Source organism: Roseateles sp. Mitsp63, from assembly GCF_059491535.1.
In genome coordinates this window covers 298344-321370 of record NZ_CP168509.1, presented here as the reverse complement: position 1 = coordinate 321370, position 23027 = coordinate 298344, and the positions used below count along the sequence as shown (strand labels likewise).

The window sequence follows — 23027 nt, the reverse complement described above, 5'->3', positions numbered from 1 at the left end:
CTTTATAAGGGCTATGAAGGCATGGACTTCAGACTGGCCTCCGCGAGACAGATCCAGGACGAGATCGGCGCCCGGCTGCGCCACCATCGCCTGCAGCGGCGGTGGACCCAACAGGAACTCGCCACGCGCGCTGGCATCGCCCTGAATGCCGTCAAGAACCTCGAGTCCGGTGGCAATGCCACGATTTCCTCCTTGGTGAAGGTGTTGCAGGTGCTCTCGCTCATCGATGAACTGGCAGACGCGTTCAAGGCGACAGCGGCGCTCAGCATCGCGGAGCTTGAGCGCCTCGAACAGCCACAGCGTCAGCGGGCCAGGAATCGGAAGACATGAACAAGGTCGACGTCGAATGGCGAGCGTGGGGGGAGTCCTGGACGCTTGGCACACTCGCCGAGCGGGGCCGGGTGACGCTGTTCGAGTACTCGAGCGAGGCGCTCGCGCGAGGTGTCGCCTTCTCTCCGCTGCGTGTGCCGCTCCGGGCACAGACGTACTCGGGCTTCCCGGACCATCTGGGCGGTGTACCGGGTTTCATCGCGGACGCGCTGCCGGACGGCTGGGGCCTGCTGCTCATGGACCGCGTCTTCCGCAAGGCCGGCCGCGATCCGGCGCTGATTGGCACCTTGGATCGATTGAGCTTCATTGCCGACCGGGCCATGGGGGCGCTCGCGTTCAAGCCGGCCAGCGACCTGGAGATCACGCAGGAGGACCTGACCTTGCTCCAGCTGGCCCAGGCCGCTCACGACGTGATCGAGGATCGGGACACGGACGCCCTGAAGACACTCGCGCTGGTCGGTGGCTCGCCGCAAGGCGCGCGACCCAAAGCGCTGGTCCAGTACAACCGGGGGACTCGCCGGGTCAGCACGGATCCCGCGGCGGCGGGAGACCCCTGGCTCGTCAAGTTCCCGGCCCAGAACGAGCATGTCGAGGTGTGCGGCATCGAGATGGCCTACGCGGGCGTGGCCCAGGTCGCCGGCATCGACATGCCGGACACGCAGCTGTTCAAGATCTCCTCCAAGCTCGCGGCCTTTGGTGTCGAGCGCTTCGACCGTTGTGAGGGCATGCGCGTGCCGGTCCAGTCCCTGGCGGCGCTCCTGCATGCCGATTTCCGCCTGCCCTCCGTCGACTATCAGCAATTGCTGCAGGCCACGCGGTTCGCCACCGCCAGCCATCCTGAAGTGCTCAAGGCATTCCAGCGCTGCGTGTTCAACGTGATCTTCAACAACCGGGACGATCACACCAAGAATTTCGCTCTGAGGATGAACCGGCGCATGGCCTGGGAGCTGGCGCCGGCGTTCGACCTGACCTTCAACACCGGGCCGGGGGGGTACCACCAGATGTCGGTCATGGGAGAGGCGAGGGCACCCGGGCGGGACCACCTGCTCAAGCTGGCGCGGGCTTGCGACATTCCCGAGGGCATGGCCGCGGACACCATCGATGCGATGCGCGAGGTCGCACGCGACCTGGAGCCGGCACTGGACCGGGAGGGCGTTCGCCGGACCACGCGAAAGGCGATCCTGACCGCGGTGGATGCGAACTCGCGGCGCTGCTCCGCGATCGGCTAGCCCTGCCCGGACGGCTGCTCGGACCTGAGCCACCCGATCCGGCCCTGCCCGGACTCGCCGAGCGACGCCATGAAGCCCTCGGCCGCCGTCTCCGGCAGCCGCAGCGTGACCTCGACGAGCGCGCCATGCGCCACCTCGACCAGCTCGGCGCCCGCCTTCTCGGCTTCCCGCCGCAGCAGGCCTTCCTGCGCATAGGGCAGCGTGCAGCGCAGCGTCCGCAGCCGCACCATCGGCACCTTCTCCGCCTTCAGCAGCGCCTGCGCCACCGCGTCGGTGTAGGCCCGCACCAGTCCGCCCGCGCCCAGCTTCACGCCGCCGAAGTAGCGCACCACCGTCGCCAGCACGCCGTCCAGGTCCTGGTGCCGCAGCACCTCCAGCATCGGCCGGCCGGCGGTGCCGCCGGGCTCGCCGTCGTCGTTGGCCGCGGACTGCCCGCCCGCCATCAGCGCCCAGCAGACATGCGCGGCGCCCGGATGCGCGGCCCGCAGCTGCTCGACGCGCGCCAGCGCCGCCGCGCGGTCCGGCACGCTCTCCACGCAGCCGATGAAGCGGCTCTTCTTGATGATCAGTTCGGCGTGGACCGGGGCGGCGAGACTCGAGGGCATGGGCGCGATTGTCGCGCCGCGGTCCTCACGGGGTCTCCGACAGGTCGCCCAGGTGGCGCTTCTTGTAGGCGTCGATGGTGCCGTCGCGCAGCATCTCCTCCACCGCGCGCCGCATCAGGTCGCGGTCCTCCTGCGGGACGCGGGCCCGCGACAGCGCCAGCGCGCCGATGCTGCGCTCCTGCGGCGCGTAGGACAGCGCGGTGTAGGTGCCGAACACCGGATCCACGTGCCGCGCCGTGGCCAGGCTGTGCGCGCCCAGCACCACCGCGTCGCCGCGGCCGGCCTTGAAGATACGCATCGCGGTGGTCTGGTCGGGGACCTCGTCGACGCGGCCCTGCACCCGCATCGTGGTCAGCCAGGACTCCAGCGTCGGCGTGAACGCGTAGCCGCGCACGACGATCACGCGCCGCTGGCGATCGGCGAGGAAGGCGGCCGGCGAGGTCAGCGCCGCCGCCAGCGCGGGACGCAGCACGACGAACTGCCGCGATTCGATGTAGGGGATGAACTCGACGAGCAGCTCGCGCTCCTTGGTCTGCAGCGCGGAGACCGTCATGTCCATCTGCCCGGACGCGATCTGCGCCCAGATGCGGATGCGCGATTCGGTGCGGAGTTCGAGTTTGCAGCCGGTGCGCCGGGCGAGTTCCTCCACGACGTCCTTGTCGATGCCGGCCCAGCGCCCCTGCGCGTCGCGGTAGTAGAGGGAGCTGTACTCGTAGAGTCCGACCGTGTAGGGCCCGCAGACGTGCGCGGGCGCGGCCATGACCGGGGCCGAGGCGGCCATCACGGCCATCATGGCGAAAGCGGCGATCCAGGTCCTCAACGACGATCTCCTGAGGGGCGGTGCATCGGGGGGCCGGACGAGTCTACGCCCGGCCTGCCACTCCCGCCTCGCGTCTTCCCCCCGGACGGGCCCCATCAAGCGGGGGGCCGATAATCGCGCCCATGTTGAAGTTCGAACTGCTCAAGACCGAGGGCCGCGCCCGCCGCGGCGTCATGACGCTCAACCATGGCGTCGTGCAGACCCCCATCTTCATGCCGGTGGGCACCTACGGCACCGTCAAGGGGGTGATGCCGCGCTCGCTCGAGGAGATGGGCGCGCAGATCATCCTGGGCAACACCTTCCACCTGTGGATGCGGCCGGGCCTGGACATCATGAAGCAGTTCGGCGGCCTGCATCGGTTCGAGAGCTGGAACAAGCCCATCCTCACGGACTCGGGCGGCTTCCAGGTCTGGTCGCTCGGCGAGATGCGCAAGATCAGCGAGGAGGGCGTGAAGTTCGCGTCCCCGGTCAATGGCGACAAGCTGTTCCTGACGCCCGAGATCTCGATGCAGATCCAGACCATCCTCAACAGCGACATCGTCATGCAATTCGACGAGTGCACGCCGTATGAGACCAAGGGGCAGCTGACGACCGAGAAGGAAGCGCGGCTGTCGATGGAGATGAGTCTGCGCTGGGCCAGGCGCTGCCAGGACGAGTTCGCGCGGCTGCAGAACCCCAACGCGCTGTTCGGCATCGTGCAGGGCGGCATGTTCGAGAACCTGCGCGACGTGTCGCTGGCCGGGCTCAAGGACCTGGACCTGCCGGGCTACGCGATCGGCGGGCTGTCGGTCGGCGAGCCGAAGGCGGACATGCTGCGCATCCTCGACCACATCGCGCACCAGCTGCCCGACAACAAGCCGCGCTACCTGATGGGCGTGGGCACGCCGGAGGACCTGGTGGAGGGCGTGCGCCAGGGCGTGGACATGTTCGACTGCGTCATGCCCACGCGCAACGCGCGCAACGGCCACCTGTTCACGCGCTTCGGCGACCTGCGGCTGCGCAATGCGCGCTACAAGGCCGACGAGCGGCCGGTCGACGAGACCTGCGGCTGCTACTGCTGTGCCAACTTCAGCCGCGCCTACCTGCATCACCTGGACCGCTGCGGCGAGATGCTGGGCCCGATGCTGACCAGCGTGCACAACCTGCACTACTACCTCAACCTGATGAAGGAAGTGCGGGAGTCGCTGGACGCCGGCGACTTCGAGGGCTTCCGCGGCCGCTTCCTCGCGGATCGGGCGCGCGGGATCTGAGGGCCGGCCTGATGAGCGGCGCCGCGCCCCTCGCCCCGCAGCCGCGGCTCGACCGCGCCGCCCGCAGCGCGCTCAAGGGCCATCGGCCGGCGGTGGTGTGGCTCACCGGGCTGTCCGGCGCCGGCAAGTCGACACTGGCGGACCGGCTCGAGCAACGGCTGCATGCGCGTGGCCTGCACACCTACTTGCTCGATGGCGACCTGCTGCGCGGTGGGCTGAATCGGGACCTGGGCTTCGCGGCGGCGGATCGGGTCGAGAACATCCGCCGCGTCGGCGAGGTGGCGCGGCTGATGGCCGACGCGGGGCTGATCGTGATCGTGGCGCTGATTTCGCCATTCCGACAGGACCGTCAGGCGGTGCGCGAGCGCTTCGCGCCGGGCGAATTCTTCGAGGTCCACGTCGACGTGCCGCTGGCGGTGGCCGAGCAGCGCGACCCCAAGGGCCTCTACCGCAAGGCGCGCGCTGGGCTGCTCAAGGACTTCACCGGCATCGACTCGCCGTACGAGGCGCCGCAGGCGCCGGAACTGCATCTACGCACCGCCACGGTGTCGCCGGACGAGGCGGCGGACACCGTGTTCGAGCACCTGCGCGCGGCCGGGATCTTCGACGGCTGAGCGCCGCTCCCTTCATTCGCCCGCGAACTCGCCTAGCGCCGCGCGCAAGGCGCCGAGGTGGCGCTCGTAGTGCCGCCACCTGCCCGACGCGCGCTGGTACAGCGGCTGGCGCACCTGCCAGTTGCTGGGCGTGGCGACGGTCGACCTACTCGCATGGAAGTTCAGGCAGGCGTCGTCCCAACTGAGCCCGACATGTACCAGCGCGCGCTCGATCTGCGGGCGCGGGTCGGTGACCAGCGCGTCGTAGTCGACATCGTGGATGTCGTCGCCGTAGAGGGACTCCCAATGCGCCATCAGCCGACGGTACTGCCGGTACCAGTGGCCAATGTCCTCCAGGTCCAGTGCGTACGACATCGACGGCCCGAGGTGCAGGAAGAACACGGACAGGCAGTTGTCCAGTACGGCGCGGCGCGTGTGCAGGATCTTCGCGTCGGGGAACAGCTGCTTGATCAGCCCGATGAACAGGAAATTGTCCGGCCGCTTGTCAGTCAGCAGCGACGCGCCGGGGAAGCGCAGCGCGACGCCGTCGCGGTACTCGCGGCGCATTCGCTCGGCGAGTTCCGCGGGCAGCGGTTGGTCCGGGTGCGACAGCGGCGGCAGCACGTGCCGGTGGGCGAGGGTAGGCAGCAGGTCGATTTCGCCGCCGGCGGTCGCACCGGGATGGCTGCCCAGGATTTGCTCGAGCAGCGTCGAGCCCGACCGGAACATGCCGCAGATGAACGCCGACGGCGCCGGCGCGTCGTCCAGTGGCGGCGGCACCGGCTGCTGGGACTGGCGGATCAGCGCGTCGACCAGATGCTCGTGGGCCGTCCGGTCGTAGCGCAGCGGCCGGGGGCCGTGGGCGTGACGGGCGGCAAGGTTGGCATGCGTGTAGGTGGCGAAGGCCTCGTCGTAGGCGCTGGCCTCGTCGAGTGCCTTTCCCAGCGCGAAGGCGAGATCGGCGTGTTCGGCGGGATGGCGGCCGCGCACGCTGAGCGCTTGGCGCAGGCGCTGGATGAGCGGATCGGCGGCCGAGTCGAAACGGCGCAGGTTCGCTAGCCGCGATAGCGCCAGCGCATGGCCGGGCTCGACGTCGAGCGCTTCCTCGTAACGGCGCTGCGCCGGAGCGCGCTCGCCGCGCTGCTCATGCAGGTTGCCCAGGTTCACCAGCGCCGGCAGGAAGCGCGGCGCGATCGCCAGCGCGCGCTCGAGTTCCTCCATCGCCTCGTTCTCGCGGCGTAGGTCCTCGGCCAGGATCACGGCGCGATTGAGGTGGATCTCCTCGGGTCCCTCGGCGCCGAGCGCGCGAGCGCGGTCGTAGGACGCGAGCGCCGCGTCGAAGTCGCGCCCGGACCGCTGCAGCCAGGCGAGGTTGAACCAGTCGTCCGGCGTCCCCGGCGTGACGCGCAGCAGCGCTTCGTAGGCGGCGATCGCCTGTGTCGATCGGCCGGCGGACAGGTGCTCGAGGGCGGCTTCGCGCAAGGGGGCGGCGGGGTCTTGCATGGTGGATCTAGGGGCCGTCGGGGGGAACGGGCGGCGATTCTGGCATGCAGGTGTGCGAGGCGGCCCTGGCATGATCCCGGTCATGCTCAAGTCGATGCTCGCGCCGTTTCGCTGGCTGATCCGCGTCATCCTGGCCCTCGTCATCCTCTTCGAGGAATGGGGCTGGGAGCCGCTGCAGCGGGTGATGGCCGCCATCGGCCGCCTGCCGGTGCTGCGCCAGCTCGAGGCCGTCGTGCGGCGGCTGCCGCCGTACGTGGCGCTGGTGGTGTTCTTCCTGCCGGGACTGATGCTGCTGCCGATCAAGCTGCTGGCGCTGTGGCTGATCGGCATCGGGCGGCCGGGACTGGGGCTCGTCGTGATCGTGCTGGCGAAGGTCGTCGGCACGGCGGTGGTGGCGCGGATCTTCGCGCTGACCCAGCCGGCGCTGATGCGCCTGGGCTGGTTCGCGCGGCTCTACGCGCGCTGGCTCGTCTGGAAGGAAGGCTTGATCGCCTGGGTCCACGCCAGCGCCGCATGGCGCATGGCACGCGCGATCAAGCTGCGCCTGCGCCGCTGGATGCGGCGGGGCGCGCGCAGCGCCTGAGTCAGGCCTTCACCGGCTGCGCCGCGACGCTCTGCGCCTCGCCGAGCAACCCCGCCACCCGCTCGCGCAGCAGCTCCGGCGTCACGTCCTTCGCCGCGACCGGCGCGCCGGCCACCAGCCCGACGCGGCTGAAGAGCCCGCGCCGGAACGGACGCACCATCGCCTGCCCCTGCTCGACCCGCGAGAAGTACGAGCCCCACAGGTTCTGCAGCGCCATCGGCACGACCGGCAACTCCGGACGCCCCTCCAGCAGCTTCATCACGCCGCCCTTGAACGGCTGCAGCGCGCCGTCGCGGGTCAGTCCGCCCTCGGGGAAGATGCCCACCAGCTCGCCATCGTCGAGTACCGCCTGCGCGGCGGCGAAGGCGGCCTCGTAGGTCGCGGCGTCCTCCTTCTGCGGCGCGATCGGGATCGCCTTGGCGAGCCTGAACATCCAGCCCAGCACCGGGATCCGGAAGATGCGGTGATCCATCAGGAAGCGGATCGGCCGGGGGCTCGCCGCCATCAGCAGCACCGCGTCGACGAAGCTCACGTGGTTGCACACCAGCACCGCCGCGCCCTGCGACGGGATGTGGCGGTCGCCGCTCACCTTGAAGCGGTAGATCACCCGCGACAGCACGAAGGCGAAGAAGCGCAGCAGGTACTCCGGCACCACCAGGAAGATGTAGAGCGCCACCACCGCATTGAGGACGCCCACCACCAGGAACAGCTGCGGAATCGACAGCCCGGCGCCCAGCAGCGCACCGGCCATGAGCGAGCTGGCGATCATGAAGATCGCATTGAGGATGTTGTTGGCCGCGATGATCCGCGCGCGGTGCGAGGGCTGCGCGCGCATCTGGATCAGCGCGTACATCGGCACGCTGTAGAGGCCGGCGAACAGCGCCAGCAGGCCCAGGTCGGCCAGCACCCGCCAGTGCGCATGCTGCGACAGGAAGGCGCCCACGCCCATCGCCGCCGACGGCGGCAGGCCGCGCGAGGCGAAATACAGGTCGATGGCGAAGATGCTCATGCCGATCGCGCCCAGCGGCACCAGGCCGATCTCCACCTGGCGGCGCGAGAGCACCTCGCACAGCAGCGAGCCCACGCCGATGCCCACCGAGAACACCATCAGCAGCAGCGAGGCGACCTGCTCGTTGCCGTGCAGCACCTCCTTCGCGAAGGCCGGGAAGTTGGCCAGGAACACCGCGCCGAAGAACCACATCCACGAGATGCCCAGCAGCGAGCGGAACACCGCCAGCTGGCCGTGCGCGAGCTTCAGGTTGCGCCAGGTCTCGCTGACCGGGTTCCAGTTGATGACCAGGTCGCGGTCGGTGGACGGGCTGGCGGGAATGGCCTGCGCGGTCGCGCGGCCCAGCAGCGCCACGACGACGCAGGCGATCGCGACGTGCTGCGGCCCGACGATCGGCGTCGCCACCAGCAGGCCGCCAGCCAGGTTGCCGAGCAGGATCGAGACGAAGGTCCCCATCTCCACCATGCCGTTGCCGCCGGTGATCTCATGCTCGTTCAGATGCTGCGGCAGGTAGGCGTACTTGACCGGCCCGAACAGCGTCGAGTGCAGCCCCATCAGGAACACGCAGCCCAGCAGCACCGGCACCTGGGTCGTGTAGAAGCCATAGGCGGCGAGCGCCATGATGACGATCTCCAGGCTCTTGACCAGGCGCATCAGCCGCGCCTTGTCGTACTTGTCGGCGAGCTGGCCGCTGGTGGCCGAGAACAGCACGAACGGCAGGATGAACAGCGCGCCGATCGCCAGCCCCGCCTGCGCCGGCGGCAGCCAGCTGACGTTGAGCTGGTAGGTGACCAGCACCGTGAAGGCGAACTTGAACAGGTTGTCGTTGCCCGCGCCGAGGAACTGCGTCCAGAAGAAGGGCGCGAAGCGGCGCTGGCCCAGAAGGGCGAACTGGCTGGGGTGATGGGAGTCGCTCATGGGGAGGGCTCGCTGTGGGTGTCGGGGGAGGAGGGGATCAGTGGCCGCTCAGGGCGCGGCCTTCACGGACTGCGGCGCCTGGCCCAGGCCGGTGCGGCTCAGCCAGCTGAAGAGGGTGTCGGCGGTGGTCGTCTCGATGTGGCCGGAGAAGCGGCGCGCCGGCGGGTGGTCGTCGAAGGCGACGTTGGCCATGCCGATGCGCGCGCCCAGCCGCTTGGCGGTGTTCAGGCGCAGGTCCGACGGCTGGTAGCCCTGGCGCTTGAGCCAGTCCTGCGCCTGCGCGCGGTTGAAGACCTCGCGCGGCGCGGCGCCGGCGGCCAGCGTCTCGAGCGCCCACTGGTTGCTCTGCTGGTACTCGCGCGCCCACGAGTAGGCGACCATGCTGTACGCCGGCGTGTGCAGCGCGGCCGCGCGCGCGTTGTCGCGCAGCAGCGGCAGCAGCGACTGCTGCAGCTCCGGCTTGAGCACCGAGAACGCCGCTTCATGGCGGTAGGGGTTGTCCATGAAGAACTCCCCCAGGCCCTGCCGGTAGACATCGGCCAGCGCCGTGCCGCACTGGTTGAGCTTGTGCATCACGCGCCAGACGGGCCTGGCGCCGGCGCCGCTGCCCGTCGTGTCGCGATAGACGAAGCCGACATGCGACCAGCGCAGGCCGTACTCGCTCAGATCCTGGCCGGCGCGCGCCAGCAGCACGACGTCGGCGCCGCTGCGGTCCAGCGCGGCGGCGGTGGCCTGCGCGAGGTCCATGCCGCGCTTGATCTGGTCGGGCGTGGGCGCCTTGTTGTCGCAGGGCCGGCCGGCGAAGGCCGGCGCGGCCGCGAGCAGCGCGCCCAGCGCCGCCGCGACCGCCATGGCCCGCGACAGGGCAGGGCGGAATATCCGGGAGGGCATCGCCGGCATGGCGCTCAACGCGAGACGCGGTCCTTGTCGGTGACGCGCTCGTTGTAGAGCAGCGAGGCACCGATCTCGTTGGGAATGAAGGCGATGGCCTCGCCGGCGGCGGACAGCACGTAGCCCGTGCTGATCGCGGTCACGACGACGGCGGTGCCGATCGAGGTGGCGGCGCCGGCGACGACCTTGCCGGAGAACTCGACGCTGATGCGCACGCCATCGGAGGCCCGCTCCAGCACCCAGACCGTGCCGCGGGCGGTGGACTCGACCGCGACGACGACCAGCGACGCGCCGGCGACCAGCACGGCGGACGGCGCCACGACCGAGATCGCGACCGGCACGGCGGACAGCGCGAGGCTGGCATCGCTCGGGCCGCCGTGGGCGGCGGCAGGGCTGGCCGCGCCCAGGGCCAGCGCGCCGGCGGACAGGATGCTGATCAGGACGAGTCGGGGACGCATGGTGGAACTCCTGGAAGTCGCGGGCGGGGCGTGACGGCTGGCGCTCATTCGGCGGCCGTGGCGGCTTCGCGCAGGGCCTCGCGGCGCCCTTGGAGGCGGGCTTCCGCGAGGTTGGCCTCGTGGCTGTCGCGCAGCATCTTGGCCAGCGTGAAGACGTTGGAGATCAGGTAGAGCCAGCACACCAGCAGGTAGGCCTTCCAGACGGGCTGGATCTCCATGCGCCACAGGCCCCAGGCGGTCAGCGCCATGGCCAGGCCGAAGCCGCTCCACACGACCAGGCCCCACATCGGCGTGTCGGAGCGGGCCGACTGGTTGTCGCGGATGTACTTGGACAGCGCGAAGGCGGTGGAGAGGCAGAAGACATAGCCCATGACCATGAAGGCGCGGTCCAGGTCGGCGCCCGGGAGCCAGGCCAGGCCGATGGCGCACAGCGCCACGCTGATGCCGAAGGAGATCCACACCTGATAGCGCCAGGCCTGGGTGTCGCGCTGGATGCGGATGTGCGGGGTGGTCATGACTGTGTTCCTCCTGAAGGGCCCATGGGCCTGAATGAGTTGCCGGGGTCGCCGCCCCGGTTTGAAGGGGGTGGCCGGTGGCGATGGCGCGACTGTCGCCGCGATCGAACCGTCCTTCCCCTGGAATCGCGGCGAGTATCGCCGCCCGCCTGCCCCGGTATCGATCGGTGCTACTGCCGGGGGGAGGGCGCGGGGAAATGCCGGGCGGTGGCGAAGACCGCGGTGCCCAGCCGGTCCCCGCGCCATCGGGCCAGCCGCTTGAGCGCGAGATCAAACATCAGCGGGTGGTGATCCCGCAATGCCCCCAAAGGAGCGACGTGGTCCTCGTCGAGCACCCCGGCGCGGGCGAGTTGCGGCAGGCGCACCAGCGGCAGTACCCCGGGCAGCGGGTAGTCCGAGCCGTGCAGCAGCCGCCCGTGCCAGTCCTGGCGGCGCAGCACGGTGCGCCAGACCTCGGGGCGCCGGTTGAACTGGAACATCGCCGAGACGTCGCCCAGCAGCAGGCCCTGCCAAGCGGGCTCGTCCATCAGGCGGGCGAAGAGGTCGAAGGCCTGCACGGGGCGTGGGCGCGGCTGGTCGAGGTCCATCGCCAGGCCGAGCGAGGCGCAGTGCGCCGCGATCACGCGCACGCCGTGGCGCAAGGGCTCGCGCAGCAGCAGCGGGTTGCCGAGGTCCTGCCGGCCGGCGCCGGGGACGGCGTGCTCCTCGCCGCAATGGACGATGAGCGGCAGCCGTGATGCCGCGAGGCGGTCGTAGAACGGGCGCAAGCGCGCGTCGCGCAGGTCGATGGCCATGCTGCTGGGCAGCCACTTGATCGCCAGCGCGCCGCCGGCGATCGCGCGATCCAGGCGCGCCAGCGCGTCCTCGCGGTGCGGATGGATGCTCGCGACCCAGGCGAAGCGGTCGGGGCGCTCGGCGGCGACGGCACGCGCGTAGGCGTCGGGGACGTGGAAGGTGGTCCAGTCGGGACGGCGGGCGCCGGTGTCGTCGACGGCCTCGTCGAAGGCGAAGAGCAGCCAGCGCGCGCCGGCCGGGAAGGCGTCGGCCAGCGCGGCGAGCCGCCGGACGTAGGCGCGGTCGACATCGCGTGTCGCGATCGCGCTGGCATCGACGCAGGCGCCATTGAGGATCGCGTGCTTGCGCGCGACCTCCACCGGATGCCACCACTGCGACAGCGACGGCGCGATCCAGCAGCCCGAACCGGAGTCGCCGGTACCGATCAGATGGGCATGGACGTCCCACAGCTGCGCGGGATCGAGGCCTTCCCAGATCCGCTCCAGCCAGTCCGGATCGACCCCGTCGATCGGCGCCGCCGGATGGCCGCAGGGATTGCGGAAGGGGCCCGCCTCGGCCGCGAGCGCGCTGAACAGGCCCGCCGCCGCGGCGGCGCCGCAGCACAGGAGATGACGTCGTCGGAGCATGGTCGGCGCCGGAGGAAGTGGGGATGGGCGCGATCGTCGGGAGAAGCGCGCCGGATGCCGCCGTCCAGTGACGCCGGTAGCGCCGCGCGGCCCTGGCGGTCCCGGATGCCGCTACCGATCTGCGCTAACGTCCGCCCCCATGGCGAGCACGCAATCCCTCATCGATCTCATCAAGGCCGAGCTGAAGCAGTCCGGCGTCAGCTACGCGCAGCTCGCCAGGGAGCTCGACCTGTCGGAGTCCAGCGTGAAGCGCATGTTCGCGTCGGGCGGCGAGATGCCGCTGTCGCGCATCGACGAGATCTGCCGCGTGCTCAAGACCGATTTCGCCGAGCTTTCGCAGCGCCTGGCGCAGTCCCAGCCGCTGCGCCGCGAACTCACGCTGCAGCAGGAGCGCGAGGTCGTGGCCGACGAGAAGCTGCTGCTGACCGCGATCTGCTGCCTGAGCCAATGGAGCTTCGAGCAGATCGTCGCGACCTACCGCATGAACGAGGCCGACGTGACGCGCGCGCTCGCGCAGCTGGACCGGCTCGGGATCATCGAGCTGCGCCCGCTCAACCGCTACCGGCTGCAGGTGGCCAAGACCTTCCGCTGGCGGCCGCAGGGACCGGTGATGGGCTTCTTCCGCGACAAGGTCATGCAGGACTTCTTCGCGGGCGGCTTCGATGGCGACGCGGAACTGCTGATGCTGGTCCACGGCCAGCTCAGCCCCGGCATGGCTCGCGAACTGCGCGACCGGCTGCAGCGCGTGGCCGAGGATTTCGCGCGTCAGCACCTGCTCGACCAGAAGCTGCCCGACGAGGAGAAGCGCCAGTTCACGCTCGTGATGGGCATGCGCTGCTGGCTGTTCGAGCGCTTCAAGCACCTGCAACGCCCGGCGGGCGTGGCCCGCGCGCTCAAGCGTTGAGCGCGGCGGCGCGGCGCGCGCGGTTCACCAGAACTCCCAGCGCCCGCTGTACACGACCCACAGGCCCAGCACGCCGTTCGTCACCGCGTGCGCGATGACGGCCGTCCACAGCTTGCCGGTGCGCTGGTAGAGCCACGCGTAGGCCGCGCCGGCGACGATCGCGGCCAGCCACAGCGTGTGCGCCAGCATGAACACGAAGGTCGAGATCATCAGCGCCCGCAGCCCCGCCACGCGCGGGTCGACCGTCTCGAACTGCGGGCTCGCGATCCAGCGCATCAGGAAGCTGCGCCAGAACAGCTCCTCCATCACCGGCACCAGCAGCGTGGCGCCGAGCCAGCGCACCGCGATCAGCGGCCAGTCGAGCCCGCCCTGCGGCGTTCTCGGCACGAAGCCCGCCGTGGGCTCGCCGAGCTGCATCCACGGCGCATCCAGCGTGATCCACAGGGCGAAGACGATCAGCCCGACCGCGACGCTCAATCCGGCCTCGGCGGCCGCCGGCCGGTTCTGCCGCGCGAGCTCGCCATAGCCGCGCCAGAACCACGCCAGCGCGCCGCCGACGATCACGAGGTTCAGCGCGTAGACCCAGCGTGGATCGAGACCCCAGGCGTTGTGCTCCGGCAGCGCGCCGCGCAGCGCGAGCAGCAGCATGAACAGGGCGAACGGGACGATGCGGGCCCAGGCGGCTTGACTCAATGGCATCCGGCGAATGTAGCGGCGCGGCGCGGCCGGATCATGCGGGCGGGACCTGGGCCTCGCTCCTCGACCCCGTGAATGCGTGGCGCAGCGACTCGATGGCGTGGCGCACCTTGGCCGGCTGCGCGTCGCGCTGCGGCGTCATCGCGTACACCGGCAGCGCCGGCAGCGACCAGCCCGGCAGCAAGGGCAGCAGCCGGCCCTGCGCCAGGGACTCGTCGACGTCCTCCGCGCCGAGCATCGCCAGCCCCATGCCCGCTTCGCAGAACTGCTGCAGGCTGAGCTGGTTGTTGCTGCTCGCGCGCGGGCTGACGCGCAGGATCTCCTCGCGGCCCTCGGGGCCGGCGAGCGAGAAGCTCCTGACCGCGCCGGTGTCGGAGCGCAGCAGCAGCCAGTCATGGCGTGTCAGGTCGGACATCGTGGACGGCACGCCGCGGCGCGTCAGATAGGCCGGCGCGGCGTAGAGCCCGAGCGTCTTCTGCCCGATGCGCTGGGCGGCCCAGCTGCTGTCGGGCAGCCGGCCGAAGCGCACCGCCAGGTCGATGCGCCGGGCGACGAGGTCGGTGAATCCGTCATCGACCTCCAGGTGCAGCGTCATGCCGGGATGGGCCGCGAGCAGCGGCGCCAGCGCCGGCCCGATCTGCCGCGCCGCGCCCACCGGCGCGCTGACGCGCAGCTCGCCTTCGGGCGCGTCGCGCAGGTGGTGGAGCTGGGTCTGGGCTTCGCGCGCCGCGGCCAGCATCGCCTGGCAGCCCTGCACGAAGCGCTCGCCCGCCGGCGTCAGGCCGATGCGGCGCGTCGAGCGGTGCAGCAGCGTCACGCCCATGTCGCGCTCCAGCGCGCGCAGCTGCTGGCTCACGGCGGAGGTCGTGGTCTGCAGCTGCCTCGCCGCCGCGACCAGGCTGCCCTGCTCGACGACGGTCGCCAGCACCGCCATCCGGCGCAGTTGGTCCAGCATCGGGATTGTGTAGACGATCTAAAGAATGAAGGCGGATTCTGAGGACTTCTGCGGCGATTGTGAAGTTTCTACAGTCCATCCCATCGCGACACCCGTCGCCTCCCTCGAAAGGACTCCCCCATGAAAGTCGCCCTGATCGGACCGACCGGCTTTGTCGGCAGCGAAGTGCTCAAGGAACTGCTGGCCCGCGGCCATGAGGTCGTCGCGCTGGCCCGCGACCCGGCCAAGCTCACGCCGCGCGCGGGCCTCACCGTGGTGAAGGCCGATGCGAAGCAGGCCGACCAGGTCGCCGCCGCCGTCGAGGGGGCGGACGCCGTGGTCAGCGCCTACAACCCGGGCTGGTCGGTGCCGGACATCCACACCGAGTTCCTGGAAGGCACCCGCGCGATCCATGACGGCGTGAAGCGCGGCGGCGTGAAGCGTCTGATCGTCGTCGGCGGCGCCGGCAGCCTGTACGCGGCGCCGGGTCTGCAACTGGTCGACACGCCGGAATTCCCCGCCGAGTGGAAGCAGGGCGCGCTGGCGGCTCGCGAGGCGCTGAACCTCATTCGCCAGGAAAGCTCGCTGGACTGGACCTTTCTGTCGCCGGCCGTGCATCTGGAGCCGGGCGAGCGCCGCGGCAGCTACCGCGTGAGCCTGGACACGCCGGTGATGGACGCCAACGGCCCCGCCCACGTGTCGACGGCGGACCTGGCGGTGGCGATCGTCGATGAACTGGAGCGGCCGCAGCACATCCGCCGCCGGTTCACCGTCGGCTACTGAACGCGGGTCAGGCGGTCTGCTGTTCCAGCAGGTAGTTGGCGTCGTCGTACTGGCCGAGCGTGTCCACCAGCGTGGGCAGGCATTCGGCCAGCTTGTCGTGCAGCACGAAGGGCGGGTTCACGACGAACATGCCGCTGCCCATCATCCCGAAGCCGCGCTCGTCGGCCTGCGTGACGGTGAGCCGCACATGCAACCAGCCCTTCTTGGCGGACGACTCGGCGATGGACTTCATGCGCTGCACGAGCTGCACCGATTCGATGGTCTGGAGCTGCGGATACCAGATCGCGATGGTGCCGTCGGCGAAGCGCTGCAGCGCCTCGCGCAGGGCGGCGACGACCTTGCCGTAGTCGGCCTTGATCTCGTAGGGGGGATCGATCAGCACGACACCGCGGCGCGACGGCGGCGGCAGCTCGGCCTTCAGCGAGGCGAAGCCGTCCTGCAGCAGCACCTGGGTGTTGGGCCGGTCCTCGAGGTAGCTCGCGAGGATGCGGTGATCGGTGGGATGGAGCTCGTAGGCGCGCAGGCGGTCCTGCTCGCGCATGAGGAAGCGCGCGATCGCGGGCGAGCCCGGGTACTGCTCGAGCTTGCGGCCCGGGTTGAAGTCGTGCACGAGCTGGACGTAGTGCTGGAGCGGCTCGGGCAGGTCGGTGCGGGGGTAGAGGGCGGCGATGCCGCCCAGGTGCTCGGCGTTCTTCTGGGCATAGCGGCCGTCCAGGGCGTAGCCGCCGGCGCCGGCATGGGTGTCCACCACGGTGTAGGCCTTGTCCTTCTCCCCCATGTAGCGGAGCACCTCGGCCAGCACCAGGTGTTTGAGCACGTCGGCATGGTTGCCAGCGTGGAATGCGTGTCGGTAAGCGAGCATGGGCAGGACTGTAGCGCGCGCGGCGCCAGCGTCGCGAAATCGCGACGGGGGTGAAAAGCGGGGCTCCGGAATGGGCGCAGGATTTCCATCCGTTGCCGGAGATCCGCATGAACCAGAAGTTGAAAGCAGTTCCTTCGCCTGGCGAGGCCCATCGCCACCGCCTCCTGTCGGACCATTCGTCCACGAGGGTCCTTCAGGAGACACAGACCGACGAGCTGGTCATCGCCCTGTGCGGGCCGATCGGAACGCCACTCCAGGAAGTGGCGACGGAGATCGGCGACATGCTCAAGTCCACCTTCGGATACGACGTCGAGCACATCCGCGCGGGCGATCTGATCCGGCAGTTCCTGCGTCAGGACGGAGCCCTGATCGAATCGGCATCGACGCTGAGCCGGCAGAACATGAACAGCGCAGCGCATGAAATGCGCCGTCGCTACGGACCGGCGGTCCTCGCCGAACTGGCGGTGCGGCAGATCCGGATGAGCAGGGAGGCGGAGGGCCGGGATCCTGATTCGCGCAACTTCGTGTCGCGAAGGGTCTGCCACGTCTTTCAGTCCATCAAGAACCTCCAGGAACTGGAGCTTCTACGTACCGTCTATCGTGAAGTGCTGTATGTGGTCGGCGTCTATGCGCCGCTGGAACAGCGCCAGATCTCACTTCGCAATGAAGGGACGGAGTCCGACGCTGACATCGAGAAGGTTCGACTGATCCCGTACGACGGCGTTGCACCGACGCGCTATCTGAGTTTTTTCAGGATGGCCGCGAACTCACGCAGGCGCGCGGGCAAAGCCGTCCGAATCTCGCCTGTATCCGCCTCGCCTCGCTTGAAGAAGAGCCTGGAAGCGCTTCCTTGCGGCTTGCGCGCACAACCGTCGTTACCCGTTCGTGTTGCAACGATGTTCGATCTTTCGAGCTATCGCGCCTTGAAGCGCGCGGAGATGCAGGCCGCACTCGAACAGGCAATCATCCAAAGCGTCCAACACATCGACATCGTGCGACTCTTCGAGCTCAAGGAAGAGCGCGAAGCAAGGCAGCGCGCGCTTCAGACCTGAAACGCCCCCGGCGTATAGGCGGTCCCTGCGGGGACCTCCTTCAGCGCGCACGGATGCTGGTACTGCATCGCCGGCCGCAGTGACTGTCCCTCCACCGCGCCCGCATCCACCGCCCGCCCGAACAACGGCGAGCCGGCTCGCAGGTGGAAGTCGTAGCGATCCGCGTCGACGAAGCTGTCCAGCTCGACGAAGTAGTTGTGATGCTGCTCGCGGTCCGGTCCGCCGGGCAGTTCATGCTTGCCGTGCAGCAGGTTGTTGATCAGCCGCAGCTTCTGTGCCGGCTGGGCCATGCGCAGGTACACGCCGCCCTGCGGCCGCCGGTCGACCAGCGTGTTGTTGATCAGGTGCAGCTCGTTGCGCCGGTTCGAGAACCCCTCGCTGCCGTACGCGATCAGGTGGAAGTTCTCGGTGGCCGCGCTCTGCTGGATCACGTTGCCCATCACCAGCGCGAGACCGCCGTTCGGGAACTCGAGCTCGAAGCTCGCGCGGCCGGTCTCGTCCGTCAGCCGGTTGTAGAACACGTGGTTGACCGCGGCCCGGGTCTTCAACAGGTGACCCGTCGCGCCGTGATGGAAGTAGCTCGCGATCACCGTCAGCTTGCCGATCGCGCCGACATAGCAGTTGTGCGTGTGGCCGTCGCCAGGCGCGATCGCGCCGAAGTCGCAGGACTCGATCCGCAGCTCGATCGCCGGATCGTTGGCGGCCAGCAGTCCGTTCTCGTTGTCCTGGAAGCGGCAGTCGCGCAGTGTCAGCGAGCCGCGCTCCAGCCGGATGCCGGCGCCGTTGCGATCCGGCACGCGCGCGCCGACGAAATCGAAGCCTTCGATCGTCATCCGCTTGCCGCTGGTGACGAAGATCCCCTTGCCCTGCGCATGCGCGCCATTCGCCAGCATTCGCGCGCGGCCGCCCACGGCACGCAGCGTCAGGTCGTCCTGGAGCCAGATGGCGACGTCGCCGGGATAGTCCCCGGCCTGCACTTCGATGGTCATGCCGGGTTTGGCCTGCGCCGCGGCGGCGGCCAAGGTCTTCACCGGATGGTCCGGGCCGACCCGCAGCACCGCCTTCGCGGCGGAAGCCGCCGTGCCCTGCGCCTTCGCGCTGGCGAGCCAGGCCGGCAGCGCAAGCGCGCTCGCGCCTTGCAGCCACCGGCGCCGGCCAGGATCGTGGCGGAGGGCGTCGAGCAGGGGATCGAACGCGGAACCAGAGGACATCGGCGGGCTCCCGGATCGTGGCGGACGGGGCGTCGCGATCCGGGATCGGCGTCCCCACGCGGCCGGGCGAGTGTAGCCAAGCGCTCCGGCGCGCCGGCGCCGGCGCCGCAAGGCCCCAGCCGCCGTCGGGGCTGTCACCAAGGCGCAGCGGCCTCGGCCCTCGCTCGCTAAGCTGCGCGCCATGACAACCGGCATCCCCCCGCCGCGCCGTCGCTCCGATCACGCATTCCCTGGATCCTGAATCGATATGCCCAGTCTCTTCGACCCCTTGCAAGTCGGCGCCGTGTCGCTGGCCAACCGCGTCGTCATGGCGCCGCTGACGCGCAACCGCTCCGTCGGCCTGGTGCCCGGACCGCTCGCCGTCGAGTACTACCGCCAGCGCGCCTCCGCCGGCCTGATCATCAGCGAGGGCGCCCAGATCGCGCCGCAGGGTCAGGGCTATCTGGACACGCCGGGGATTCACTCGGCCGAACAGATCGCCGCCTGGAAGCGGGTGACCGACGCCGTCCACGAGGCCGGCGGGAAGATCGCCGTGCAGCTGTGGCACGTCGGCCGCATCTCGCGCCCAGAGTTCCAGCCCGGGGGCGCCCAGCCGCTGTCGTCCACCGATCGGCAGGCCAACAGCAAGACCTTCACCAAGGAAGGCTTCGTGGACGTCGCGGCTCCGCGCGCGCTGACGGCGGAGGAGCTGCCCGGCGTCGTCCAGGCCTATGTGCATGCCGCGAAGGCGGCGATGGCCGCGGGCTTCGACGCGGTCGAGGTGCACGGCGCCAACGGCTACCTGCTGGACCAGTTCCTGCGCGACAGCATCAACGACCGCACCGATGCCTATGGCGGCTCGATCGAGAACCGCGCGCGCCTGCTGGTCGAGGTGATGCAGGCAATCGTCGAGGCGATCGGCGCCGACCGCACCGGCCTGCGTCTGTCGCCGGTCACGCCGGTCAACGATGCCGGTCAGGACAGCAACGCCCAGGCGCTGTTCAACCACGTCGTCGAGCAGCTGGCGCCGATGAAGCTGGCCTTCCTGCATGTCATTGAAGGCCACACCGGCGGTCCGCGCGATGTGGCGCCGTTCGACTACGACGCGCTGCGTCAGCGCTTCAAGGGCGTGTACATCGCCAACAACGGCTATACCCGCGAAATGGCGATCGACGCCGTCAGCAAGGGACACGCCGACGCGGTGGCGTTCGGACGCAGCTTCATCTCGAATCCGGATCTGGTGCGCCGGTTGAAGCTTAATGCGCCGCTGCAGAAGGCGCATTCGGCCACCATGTACGGCGGCGGCGCCGAGGGCTATATCGACTATCCGGCACTGGCGGACTGAGCGGCGCCGCTGGCCCTCACCCTTCCCTCTCCCGCAAGCGGGCGAGGGGGTAAATGCCTCGCACTGGCACGAGCTGGCGCGAGTGGGCGGGGAACTGGTGTGAGCGTGAGTGGGTGCGAATGGGAAATGCAGCCGTGCGAACCGTCGCCGGCATGAACTCCCTCGCCCGCTTGCGGGAGAGGGGAGGGGAGAGGGCCAGCTGCCGTCGCAGTAGCGGGGTCAGTCCTTGCCCTTGCCCCTGGACCGGAAGATCTCCGCGATCGACACCTCGCGCGGCCCGGGCCGCACGGTGAAGGTCTGGCCGGCCGCGAGGGTGCCCGGTTGCCGCACCGCGAGGTAGAAACCGCACCAGCCGCTCTGGGTCATCATCTTCGCGGCCTTGTTGAACCCCATGACCGCGTTGAACTTGAAGCAGGGGTAGCGCGGCTCGCTGATGGCCAGCTCGCAGTCCGGAAAGACCAGCACGTCGCCGATCCAGGCGTCGGATTCCAGCAGGCCGGCGATCGACAGGTTCTCCCCCATCGCGCCCCATGGCAGCGCGTCATCCCAGCCCGCCGCCTGCGCCTGCGCGCGCACCGTGCGCCAGAACGCGTAATGCTCCGACGGATAGGCATACACCGCCTTGGACAACCCGCCGTGAACGCTGGGATCGGCCTGCTCGTCGCCCTCCAGGCCGAGCGGCCGCACCTCGCACGGTCCCTCCACCGGGCGCTTGCGGATCCCCGACATCACCTCGCGCCCGTCGATGCGCAGCGCCTCAGCGCGGGCCGTGTTCAGACTGATCAGTTGCATCGGGCGATTCTGCCGCAGGCCTCGACGCGGCCGGCTCGGCCCGGAATGCCGCCGGGGCGGTGTCCGCCATTCCGGTCTCGCAGCGGTGCAGCGCATCGCGCAGGTGCTCGAGCTCGCGCGCCTGCTCGCGCTCGCGCTTCAGATGCTCGAGCGCGAACGACAGGTCGCCGGCCATCTCGTCGATCAGGCCGAGGACCTGCGGGTCGAAGAAATCGGGCTCCCCGGCCAGCAGGCTGAGCGCGCCGGCGACCTGGCCGCGGCAGCGCAGCGGGAAGGCGGCCATCGATTCAACGCCCGGCGGGATCACCGGCGCGCCGGCCACGACCAGGCTGGGATCCTGCAGCGCGCGGTTGCTGACCTGGTGCGTGCCGCCCAGGATCGCGCGCGTGGCCATCGAACTGCGCCCGAACGGCGAATCGCGCGTCCATTGACGCGGCGCGCCGGGCATCAGGCGATCCGCGGGGCCATGCTCGGCGACGCGCTCGAACTGATCGCCGTCGACGCGCACGATCGCGGCGAAGCGCGCATGACCGGTCTCCACGCAGATGCGGCAGATGCCGTCGAGCAGGCGCTGCTCGGCCTGCGGGTCGTCGAAGGCCTCGGCCTCGCGCCGCACGATCAGCTGGTTGGTCTGCGACAGCGCCAGGTAGAGCTGCTGCAGCCGCGCCCGCGAGTCCTGGCCGGCGCGGCGCTCCTCGTCGTATCGGGTCCACACGGTGCTGACGACGACGCCGCACAGGCCGGCGGTCAGCAGCACGAGCAGCAGGCCCAGACGGGCGGCGTCATGGGCGGCCTGCTGGGCCCGCTCGGTATCGACGCGGGCCTGGCTGAGCTGGAACGCGATCAGCTCGTCGAGCATGCGCAGCGCCGCCAGGCGGCGCTGGTTGAGCTCTCGCAGCGTGTCGGGCGTGGGCGGCTGGTTGGCCGTGAGCGCGGCCCACAGCTGCTCCAGCAGCGGCTGCGTGCGGACGATCAGGGCCGACTCCGCCGGTGCCATGCGGGTCGCGAGGTAGCGGCTCCAGAGCCGCCGTGTCGTGTCGGCGAGGCGGCGGCCGGTGCTGTCCATCTTGCCGGCATCGGGCTGCTGGGCCTGTGCGATCAGCAGCGTGCCCAGGTGCTGGGCGCCGAGCGTGCGATCCAGCTCGCGCAGCAGGTCCACCGGGACGAGGCGGTCCTCGTAGAGCGACTGCGCGATCGCGGCGAGCTGCCGGGACTGCCACCATCCCAGCAGCGCCGACGAGGCCACCAGCGCGAGGGCCAGGCCGAGGACCAGGTACAGGCGGGCGCGGAGGCTGAGGCCGGTGAGGGCGGACATGGGCGGGTGTCCTCGACGTCGCGGAACTGGCGTCGAGCATAGAGGCATTCCCGATCGGGGCCATGTCCTCGCGCGTCGGGAGTTGCCCGGAGCGGGACAGGTCTTGCCCACCAATGAAAAAGCCGCGTCGCTTGCGCAACGCGGCTTTCGGTCCCGTGGACGCCTGATGGGCGTCCGGGCCGGGTGGGTTTACTTGGCCTTGCGGCGGCGGCCGACCAGGCCGAAGGCCAGCGCGGCGGCGCCCAGCAGGGCCACCGAACCCGGCTCCGGGATGGCCTGGCCGGTGACCAGCGTCAGGCGCGCCGCGGGGCTGCCGTTGGAGGAGGACCACAGCGTTTCTTCACGGCTGGAGACGAACGGGTCCTGCAGCACCGCGCCAATCACGAAACGGTTGGCGCCGGCGTCGAGCAGATCCTTCAGCGCCGCGCTGGTCAGCTGGACCGTCACCGCGGGCATGGCGCCATTCAGGCCGTTGACGACGGAGGAGCCGTACGACGCGCCCGAACCCAGGTCCGCGAAGGCGGCCAGGCCACCGTTGCCGGAGATCAGGGCATCGATCGAGCCGGTGTAATCGAACAGGCCCAGATGCTTGTCGGCGTACGCGCCACGGTTGGAGCCATTGCCTGCGAGGAAGGTGATCGAGGCCGACAGGATCGTTTCACCGGCCGTCACGGCCGGCAGGTTGAAGGCGTAGAAGCTGCGGTACTCGCTGCCGTTGTAGAAGCCGGTGATCGTGTTGGAGTTCCCCACGGTGTGGGAGGCGCCGTTGTACCAGCCGTTGTTGTAGGTGTTCAGCGTGACGGTGGCGGCTTGCGCGCCCAGCGCGGCGAAGGACAGGGCCGCGGCGGCGGCAATTCGGGAGAGGAAGGTCATCGAGTTCTATCGAGGGATTGAGATTGCGGGTCCCCTAAAAGCAGGACATGGGCCACTCTCGGAATCTCAAATGAAAACAATGACTTACGAATTCATGTCCCATGTGGGCGGGACGTTCTGTAAAGCCCTCCGACACCTCCCGCGCACGCCGTTTGC

The 23027-nt window shown here is 69.9% G+C and carries 23 protein-coding genes and 1 pseudogene; 9 read left to right on the top strand and 15 right to left on the bottom strand.

All coding sequences use genetic code 11. The features are described 5' to 3' along the window. The first annotated feature begins 21 nt into the window (after nt 1-21). Nucleotides 22-330 (top strand): helix-turn-helix domain-containing protein, encoded by a 309-nt coding sequence (locus tag ACEN96_RS01400; RefSeq protein ID WP_495586270.1) that lies wholly within the window; start codon nt 22-24, stop codon nt 328-330. Beyond that, complete coding sequence (locus ACEN96_RS01395) at nt 327-1559, top strand: type II toxin-antitoxin system HipA family toxin (protein WP_495586269.1); 1233 nt, start codon at nt 327-329, stop codon at nt 1557-1559. Before ACEN96_RS01400 ends, ACEN96_RS01395 begins: the two co-directional genes overlap by 4 nt. On the opposite strand, the gene ACEN96_RS01390 is transcribed toward ACEN96_RS01395, so the two are convergent. Both ACEN96_RS01390 and ACEN96_RS01385 read right to left on the bottom strand, forming a co-directional pair. After that, entirely contained in the window at nt 1556-2164 is a 609-nt protein-coding gene (locus ACEN96_RS01390; RefSeq protein ID WP_495586268.1) for an IMPACT family protein, read from the bottom strand. The genes ACEN96_RS01395 and ACEN96_RS01390 overlap by 4 nt on opposite strands. 25 nt (nt 2165-2189) lie before the next feature. Beyond that, the gene (locus ACEN96_RS01385; protein WP_495586267.1) at nt 2190-2984 is read right to left on the bottom strand and encodes a substrate-binding periplasmic protein; all 795 of its coding nucleotides are present in this window, start codon (nt 2982-2984) and stop codon (nt 2190-2192) included. Nucleotides 2985-3106: 122 nt separating this feature from the next. Between ACEN96_RS01385 and tgt the strand changes: the two genes are divergently transcribed. Together tgt and cysC are read left to right on the top strand one after the other, a co-directional pair. Next, complete coding sequence (gene tgt, locus ACEN96_RS01380) at nt 3107-4234, top strand: tRNA guanosine(34) transglycosylase Tgt (protein WP_495586266.1); 1128 nt, start codon at nt 3107-3109, stop codon at nt 4232-4234. Nucleotides 4235-4281: 47 nt separating this feature from the next. Next, a pseudogene (cysC, locus tag ACEN96_RS01375) lies at nt 4282-4848 on the top strand (adenylyl-sulfate kinase); the annotation flags it as partial. Nucleotides 4849-4860: 12 nt separating this feature from the next. Here the strand turns inward: cysC and ACEN96_RS01370 are convergent. Further along, nucleotides 4861-6330 carry a sulfotransferase family protein gene (locus ACEN96_RS01370; RefSeq protein ID WP_495586265.1) on the bottom strand — a complete coding sequence of 490 codons (1470 nt, stop codon included), beginning with the start codon at nt 6328-6330 and terminating at the stop codon, nt 4861-4863. Nucleotides 6331-6412: 82 nt separating this feature from the next. On the opposite strand from ACEN96_RS01370, the gene ACEN96_RS01365 reads away from it, so the two are divergent. Next, the gene (locus ACEN96_RS01365) at nt 6413-6913 is read left to right on the top strand and encodes a hypothetical protein (RefSeq protein ID WP_495586264.1); all 501 of its coding nucleotides are present in this window, start codon (nt 6413-6415) and stop codon (nt 6911-6913) included. Nucleotide 6914: 1 nt separating this feature from the next. Here the strand turns inward: ACEN96_RS01365 and ACEN96_RS01360 are convergent, their stop codons facing one another. From ACEN96_RS01360 to ACEN96_RS01340, 5 genes are all read right to left on the bottom strand, one after another. After that, nucleotides 6915-8840 (bottom strand): MFS transporter, encoded by a 1926-nt coding sequence (locus tag ACEN96_RS01360; RefSeq protein ID WP_495586263.1) that lies wholly within the window; start codon nt 8838-8840, stop codon nt 6915-6917. Between the two features lie 48 nt (nt 8841-8888). Continuing rightward, entirely contained in the window at nt 8889-9740 is an 852-nt protein-coding gene (locus ACEN96_RS01355; RefSeq protein ID WP_495588530.1) for a DUF2145 domain-containing protein, read from the bottom strand. A 5-nt stretch (nt 9741-9745) separates the two neighbouring features. Further along, nucleotides 9746-10189: a hypothetical protein gene (locus ACEN96_RS01350; protein WP_495586262.1), complete on the bottom strand. Its 444-nt coding sequence runs from the start codon at nt 10187-10189 to the stop codon at nt 9746-9748. A 44-nt stretch (nt 10190-10233) separates the two neighbouring features. Continuing rightward, nucleotides 10234-10704, bottom strand: coding sequence for a YiaA/YiaB family inner membrane protein (locus ACEN96_RS01345; protein ID WP_495586261.1), 471 nt, complete (start codon nt 10702-10704; stop codon nt 10234-10236). A 170-nt stretch (nt 10705-10874) separates the two neighbouring features. Then, nucleotides 10875-12125: an amidohydrolase family protein gene (locus ACEN96_RS01340; RefSeq protein ID WP_495586260.1), complete on the bottom strand. Its 1251-nt coding sequence runs from the start codon at nt 12123-12125 to the stop codon at nt 10875-10877. A gap of 139 nt (nt 12126-12264) precedes the next feature. On the opposite strand from ACEN96_RS01340, the gene ACEN96_RS01335 reads away from it, so the two are divergent. Further along, nucleotides 12265-13029, top strand: a complete 765-nt coding sequence (locus ACEN96_RS01335; RefSeq protein WP_495586259.1) for a helix-turn-helix domain-containing protein — start codon at nt 12265-12267, stop codon at nt 13027-13029. A 24-nt stretch (nt 13030-13053) separates the two neighbouring features. Here the strand turns inward: ACEN96_RS01335 and ACEN96_RS01330 are convergent, their stop codons facing one another. Next, nucleotides 13054-13728, bottom strand: a complete 675-nt coding sequence (locus tag ACEN96_RS01330) for a CAAX prenyl protease-related protein (RefSeq protein ID WP_495586258.1) — start codon at nt 13726-13728, stop codon at nt 13054-13056. A 31-nt stretch (nt 13729-13759) separates the two neighbouring features. Next, the gene (locus ACEN96_RS01325; RefSeq protein ID WP_495586257.1) at nt 13760-14680 is read right to left on the bottom strand and encodes a LysR family transcriptional regulator; all 921 of its coding nucleotides are present in this window, start codon (nt 14678-14680) and stop codon (nt 13760-13762) included. Nucleotides 14681-14800: 120 nt separating this feature from the next. On the opposite strand from ACEN96_RS01325, the gene ACEN96_RS01320 reads away from it, so the two are divergent. Continuing rightward, nucleotides 14801-15442 carry an NAD(P)-dependent oxidoreductase gene (locus ACEN96_RS01320; protein WP_495586256.1) on the top strand — a complete coding sequence of 214 codons (642 nt, stop codon included), beginning with the start codon at nt 14801-14803 and terminating at the stop codon, nt 15440-15442. Between the two features lie 7 nt (nt 15443-15449). Here the strand turns inward: ACEN96_RS01320 and ACEN96_RS01315 are convergent, their stop codons facing one another. Then, nucleotides 15450-16304, bottom strand: coding sequence for a 23S rRNA (adenine(2030)-N(6))-methyltransferase RlmJ (locus ACEN96_RS01315; protein ID WP_495586255.1), 855 nt, complete (start codon nt 16302-16304; stop codon nt 15450-15452). A 107-nt stretch (nt 16305-16411) separates the two neighbouring features. Between ACEN96_RS01315 and ACEN96_RS01310 the strand changes: the two genes are divergently transcribed. Continuing rightward, the gene (locus ACEN96_RS01310; protein ID WP_495586254.1) at nt 16412-17356 is read left to right on the top strand and encodes a nucleoside/nucleotide kinase family protein; all 945 of its coding nucleotides are present in this window, start codon (nt 16412-16414) and stop codon (nt 17354-17356) included. Here ACEN96_RS01310 and ACEN96_RS01305 read toward each other — a convergent pair. Next, entirely contained in the window at nt 17347-18567 is a 1221-nt protein-coding gene (locus ACEN96_RS01305; protein ID WP_495586253.1) for a right-handed parallel beta-helix repeat-containing protein, read from the bottom strand. The two genes, ACEN96_RS01310 and ACEN96_RS01305, sit on opposite strands and share 10 nt — an antisense overlap. A 247-nt stretch (nt 18568-18814) precedes the next feature. Between ACEN96_RS01305 and ACEN96_RS01300 the strand changes: the two genes are divergently transcribed. Further along, on the top strand, nt 18815-19891 hold the full coding sequence (locus tag ACEN96_RS01300; protein WP_495586252.1) for an alkene reductase: 1077 nt from the start codon (nt 18815-18817) through the stop codon (nt 19889-19891). 219 nt (nt 19892-20110) lie between these two features. Here the strand turns inward: ACEN96_RS01300 and ACEN96_RS01295 are convergent, their stop codons facing one another. The 3 genes from ACEN96_RS01295 to ACEN96_RS01285 all read right to left on the bottom strand — a co-directional run bounded on the left by ACEN96_RS01295 (nt 20111) and on the right by ACEN96_RS01285 (nt 22871). Beyond that, nucleotides 20111-20683 (bottom strand): MOSC domain-containing protein, encoded by a 573-nt coding sequence (locus ACEN96_RS01295; protein WP_495586251.1) that lies wholly within the window; start codon nt 20681-20683, stop codon nt 20111-20113. Next, complete coding sequence (locus ACEN96_RS01290; RefSeq protein WP_495586250.1) at nt 20649-21998, bottom strand: GAF domain-containing protein; 1350 nt, start codon at nt 21996-21998, stop codon at nt 20649-20651. Before ACEN96_RS01290 ends, ACEN96_RS01295 begins: the two co-directional genes overlap by 35 nt. A 189-nt stretch (nt 21999-22187) precedes the next feature. Continuing rightward, a complete protein-coding gene (locus tag ACEN96_RS01285) occupies nt 22188-22871 on the bottom strand; it encodes a PEP-CTERM sorting domain-containing protein (RefSeq protein ID WP_495586249.1) in 684 nt (227 codons plus the stop codon). Nucleotides 22872-23027: the final 156 nt, after the last annotated feature.

What these genes read in the sequence shown, in the direction of transcription:
- ACEN96_RS01330 (WP_495586258.1), bottom strand. Translation starts at nt 13,728, where the DNA reads ATGCCATTGAGTCAAGCCGCCTGGGCCCGCATCGTCCCGTTCGCCCTG.
- ACEN96_RS01325 (WP_495586257.1), bottom strand. Translation starts at nt 14,680, where the DNA reads ATGCTGGACCAACTGCGCCGGATGGCGGTGCTGGCGACCGTCGTCGAG.
- ACEN96_RS01355 (WP_495588530.1), bottom strand. Translation starts at nt 9,740, where the DNA reads ATGCCGGCGATGCCCTCCCGGATATTCCGCCCTGCCCTGTCGCGGGCC.
- ACEN96_RS01290 (WP_495586250.1), bottom strand. Translation starts at nt 21,998, where the DNA reads ATGTCCGCCCTCACCGGCCTCAGCCTCCGCGCCCGCCTGTACCTGGTC.
- ACEN96_RS01360 (WP_495586263.1), bottom strand. Translation starts at nt 8,840, where the DNA reads ATGAGCGACTCCCATCACCCCAGCCAGTTCGCCCTTCTGGGCCAGCGC.
- tgt (WP_495586266.1), top strand. Translation starts at nt 3,107, where the DNA reads ATGTTGAAGTTCGAACTGCTCAAGACCGAGGGCCGCGCCCGCCGCGGC.
- ACEN96_RS01390 (WP_495586268.1), bottom strand. Translation starts at nt 2,164, where the DNA reads ATGCCCTCGAGTCTCGCCGCCCCGGTCCACGCCGAACTGATCATCAAG.
- ACEN96_RS01350 (WP_495586262.1), bottom strand. Translation starts at nt 10,189, where the DNA reads ATGCGTCCCCGACTCGTCCTGATCAGCATCCTGTCCGCCGGCGCGCTG.
- ACEN96_RS01300 (WP_495586252.1), top strand. Translation starts at nt 18,815, where the DNA reads ATGCCCAGTCTCTTCGACCCCTTGCAAGTCGGCGCCGTGTCGCTGGCC.
- ACEN96_RS01295 (WP_495586251.1), bottom strand. Translation starts at nt 20,683, where the DNA reads ATGCAACTGATCAGTCTGAACACGGCCCGCGCTGAGGCGCTGCGCATC.
- ACEN96_RS01315 (WP_495586255.1), bottom strand. Translation starts at nt 16,304, where the DNA reads ATGCTCGCTTACCGACACGCATTCCACGCTGGCAACCATGCCGACGTG.
- ACEN96_RS01400 (WP_495586270.1), top strand. Translation starts at nt 22, where the DNA reads ATGGACTTCAGACTGGCCTCCGCGAGACAGATCCAGGACGAGATCGGC.
- ACEN96_RS01320 (WP_495586256.1), top strand. Translation starts at nt 14,801, where the DNA reads ATGAAAGTCGCCCTGATCGGACCGACCGGCTTTGTCGGCAGCGAAGTG.
- ACEN96_RS01335 (WP_495586259.1), top strand. Translation starts at nt 12,265, where the DNA reads ATGGCGAGCACGCAATCCCTCATCGATCTCATCAAGGCCGAGCTGAAG.
- ACEN96_RS01365 (WP_495586264.1), top strand. Translation starts at nt 6,413, where the DNA reads ATGCTCAAGTCGATGCTCGCGCCGTTTCGCTGGCTGATCCGCGTCATC.
- ACEN96_RS01285 (WP_495586249.1), bottom strand. Translation starts at nt 22,871, where the DNA reads ATGACCTTCCTCTCCCGAATTGCCGCCGCCGCGGCCCTGTCCTTCGCC.
- ACEN96_RS01345 (WP_495586261.1), bottom strand. Translation starts at nt 10,704, where the DNA reads ATGACCACCCCGCACATCCGCATCCAGCGCGACACCCAGGCCTGGCGC.
- ACEN96_RS01340 (WP_495586260.1), bottom strand. Translation starts at nt 12,125, where the DNA reads ATGCTCCGACGACGTCATCTCCTGTGCTGCGGCGCCGCCGCGGCGGCG.
- ACEN96_RS01370 (WP_495586265.1), bottom strand. Translation starts at nt 6,330, where the DNA reads ATGCAAGACCCCGCCGCCCCCTTGCGCGAAGCCGCCCTCGAGCACCTG.
- ACEN96_RS01395 (WP_495586269.1), top strand. Translation starts at nt 327, where the DNA reads ATGAACAAGGTCGACGTCGAATGGCGAGCGTGGGGGGAGTCCTGGACG.
- ACEN96_RS01310 (WP_495586254.1), top strand. Translation starts at nt 16,412, where the DNA reads ATGAACCAGAAGTTGAAAGCAGTTCCTTCGCCTGGCGAGGCCCATCGC.
- ACEN96_RS01305 (WP_495586253.1), bottom strand. Translation starts at nt 18,567, where the DNA reads ATGTCCTCTGGTTCCGCGTTCGATCCCCTGCTCGACGCCCTCCGCCAC.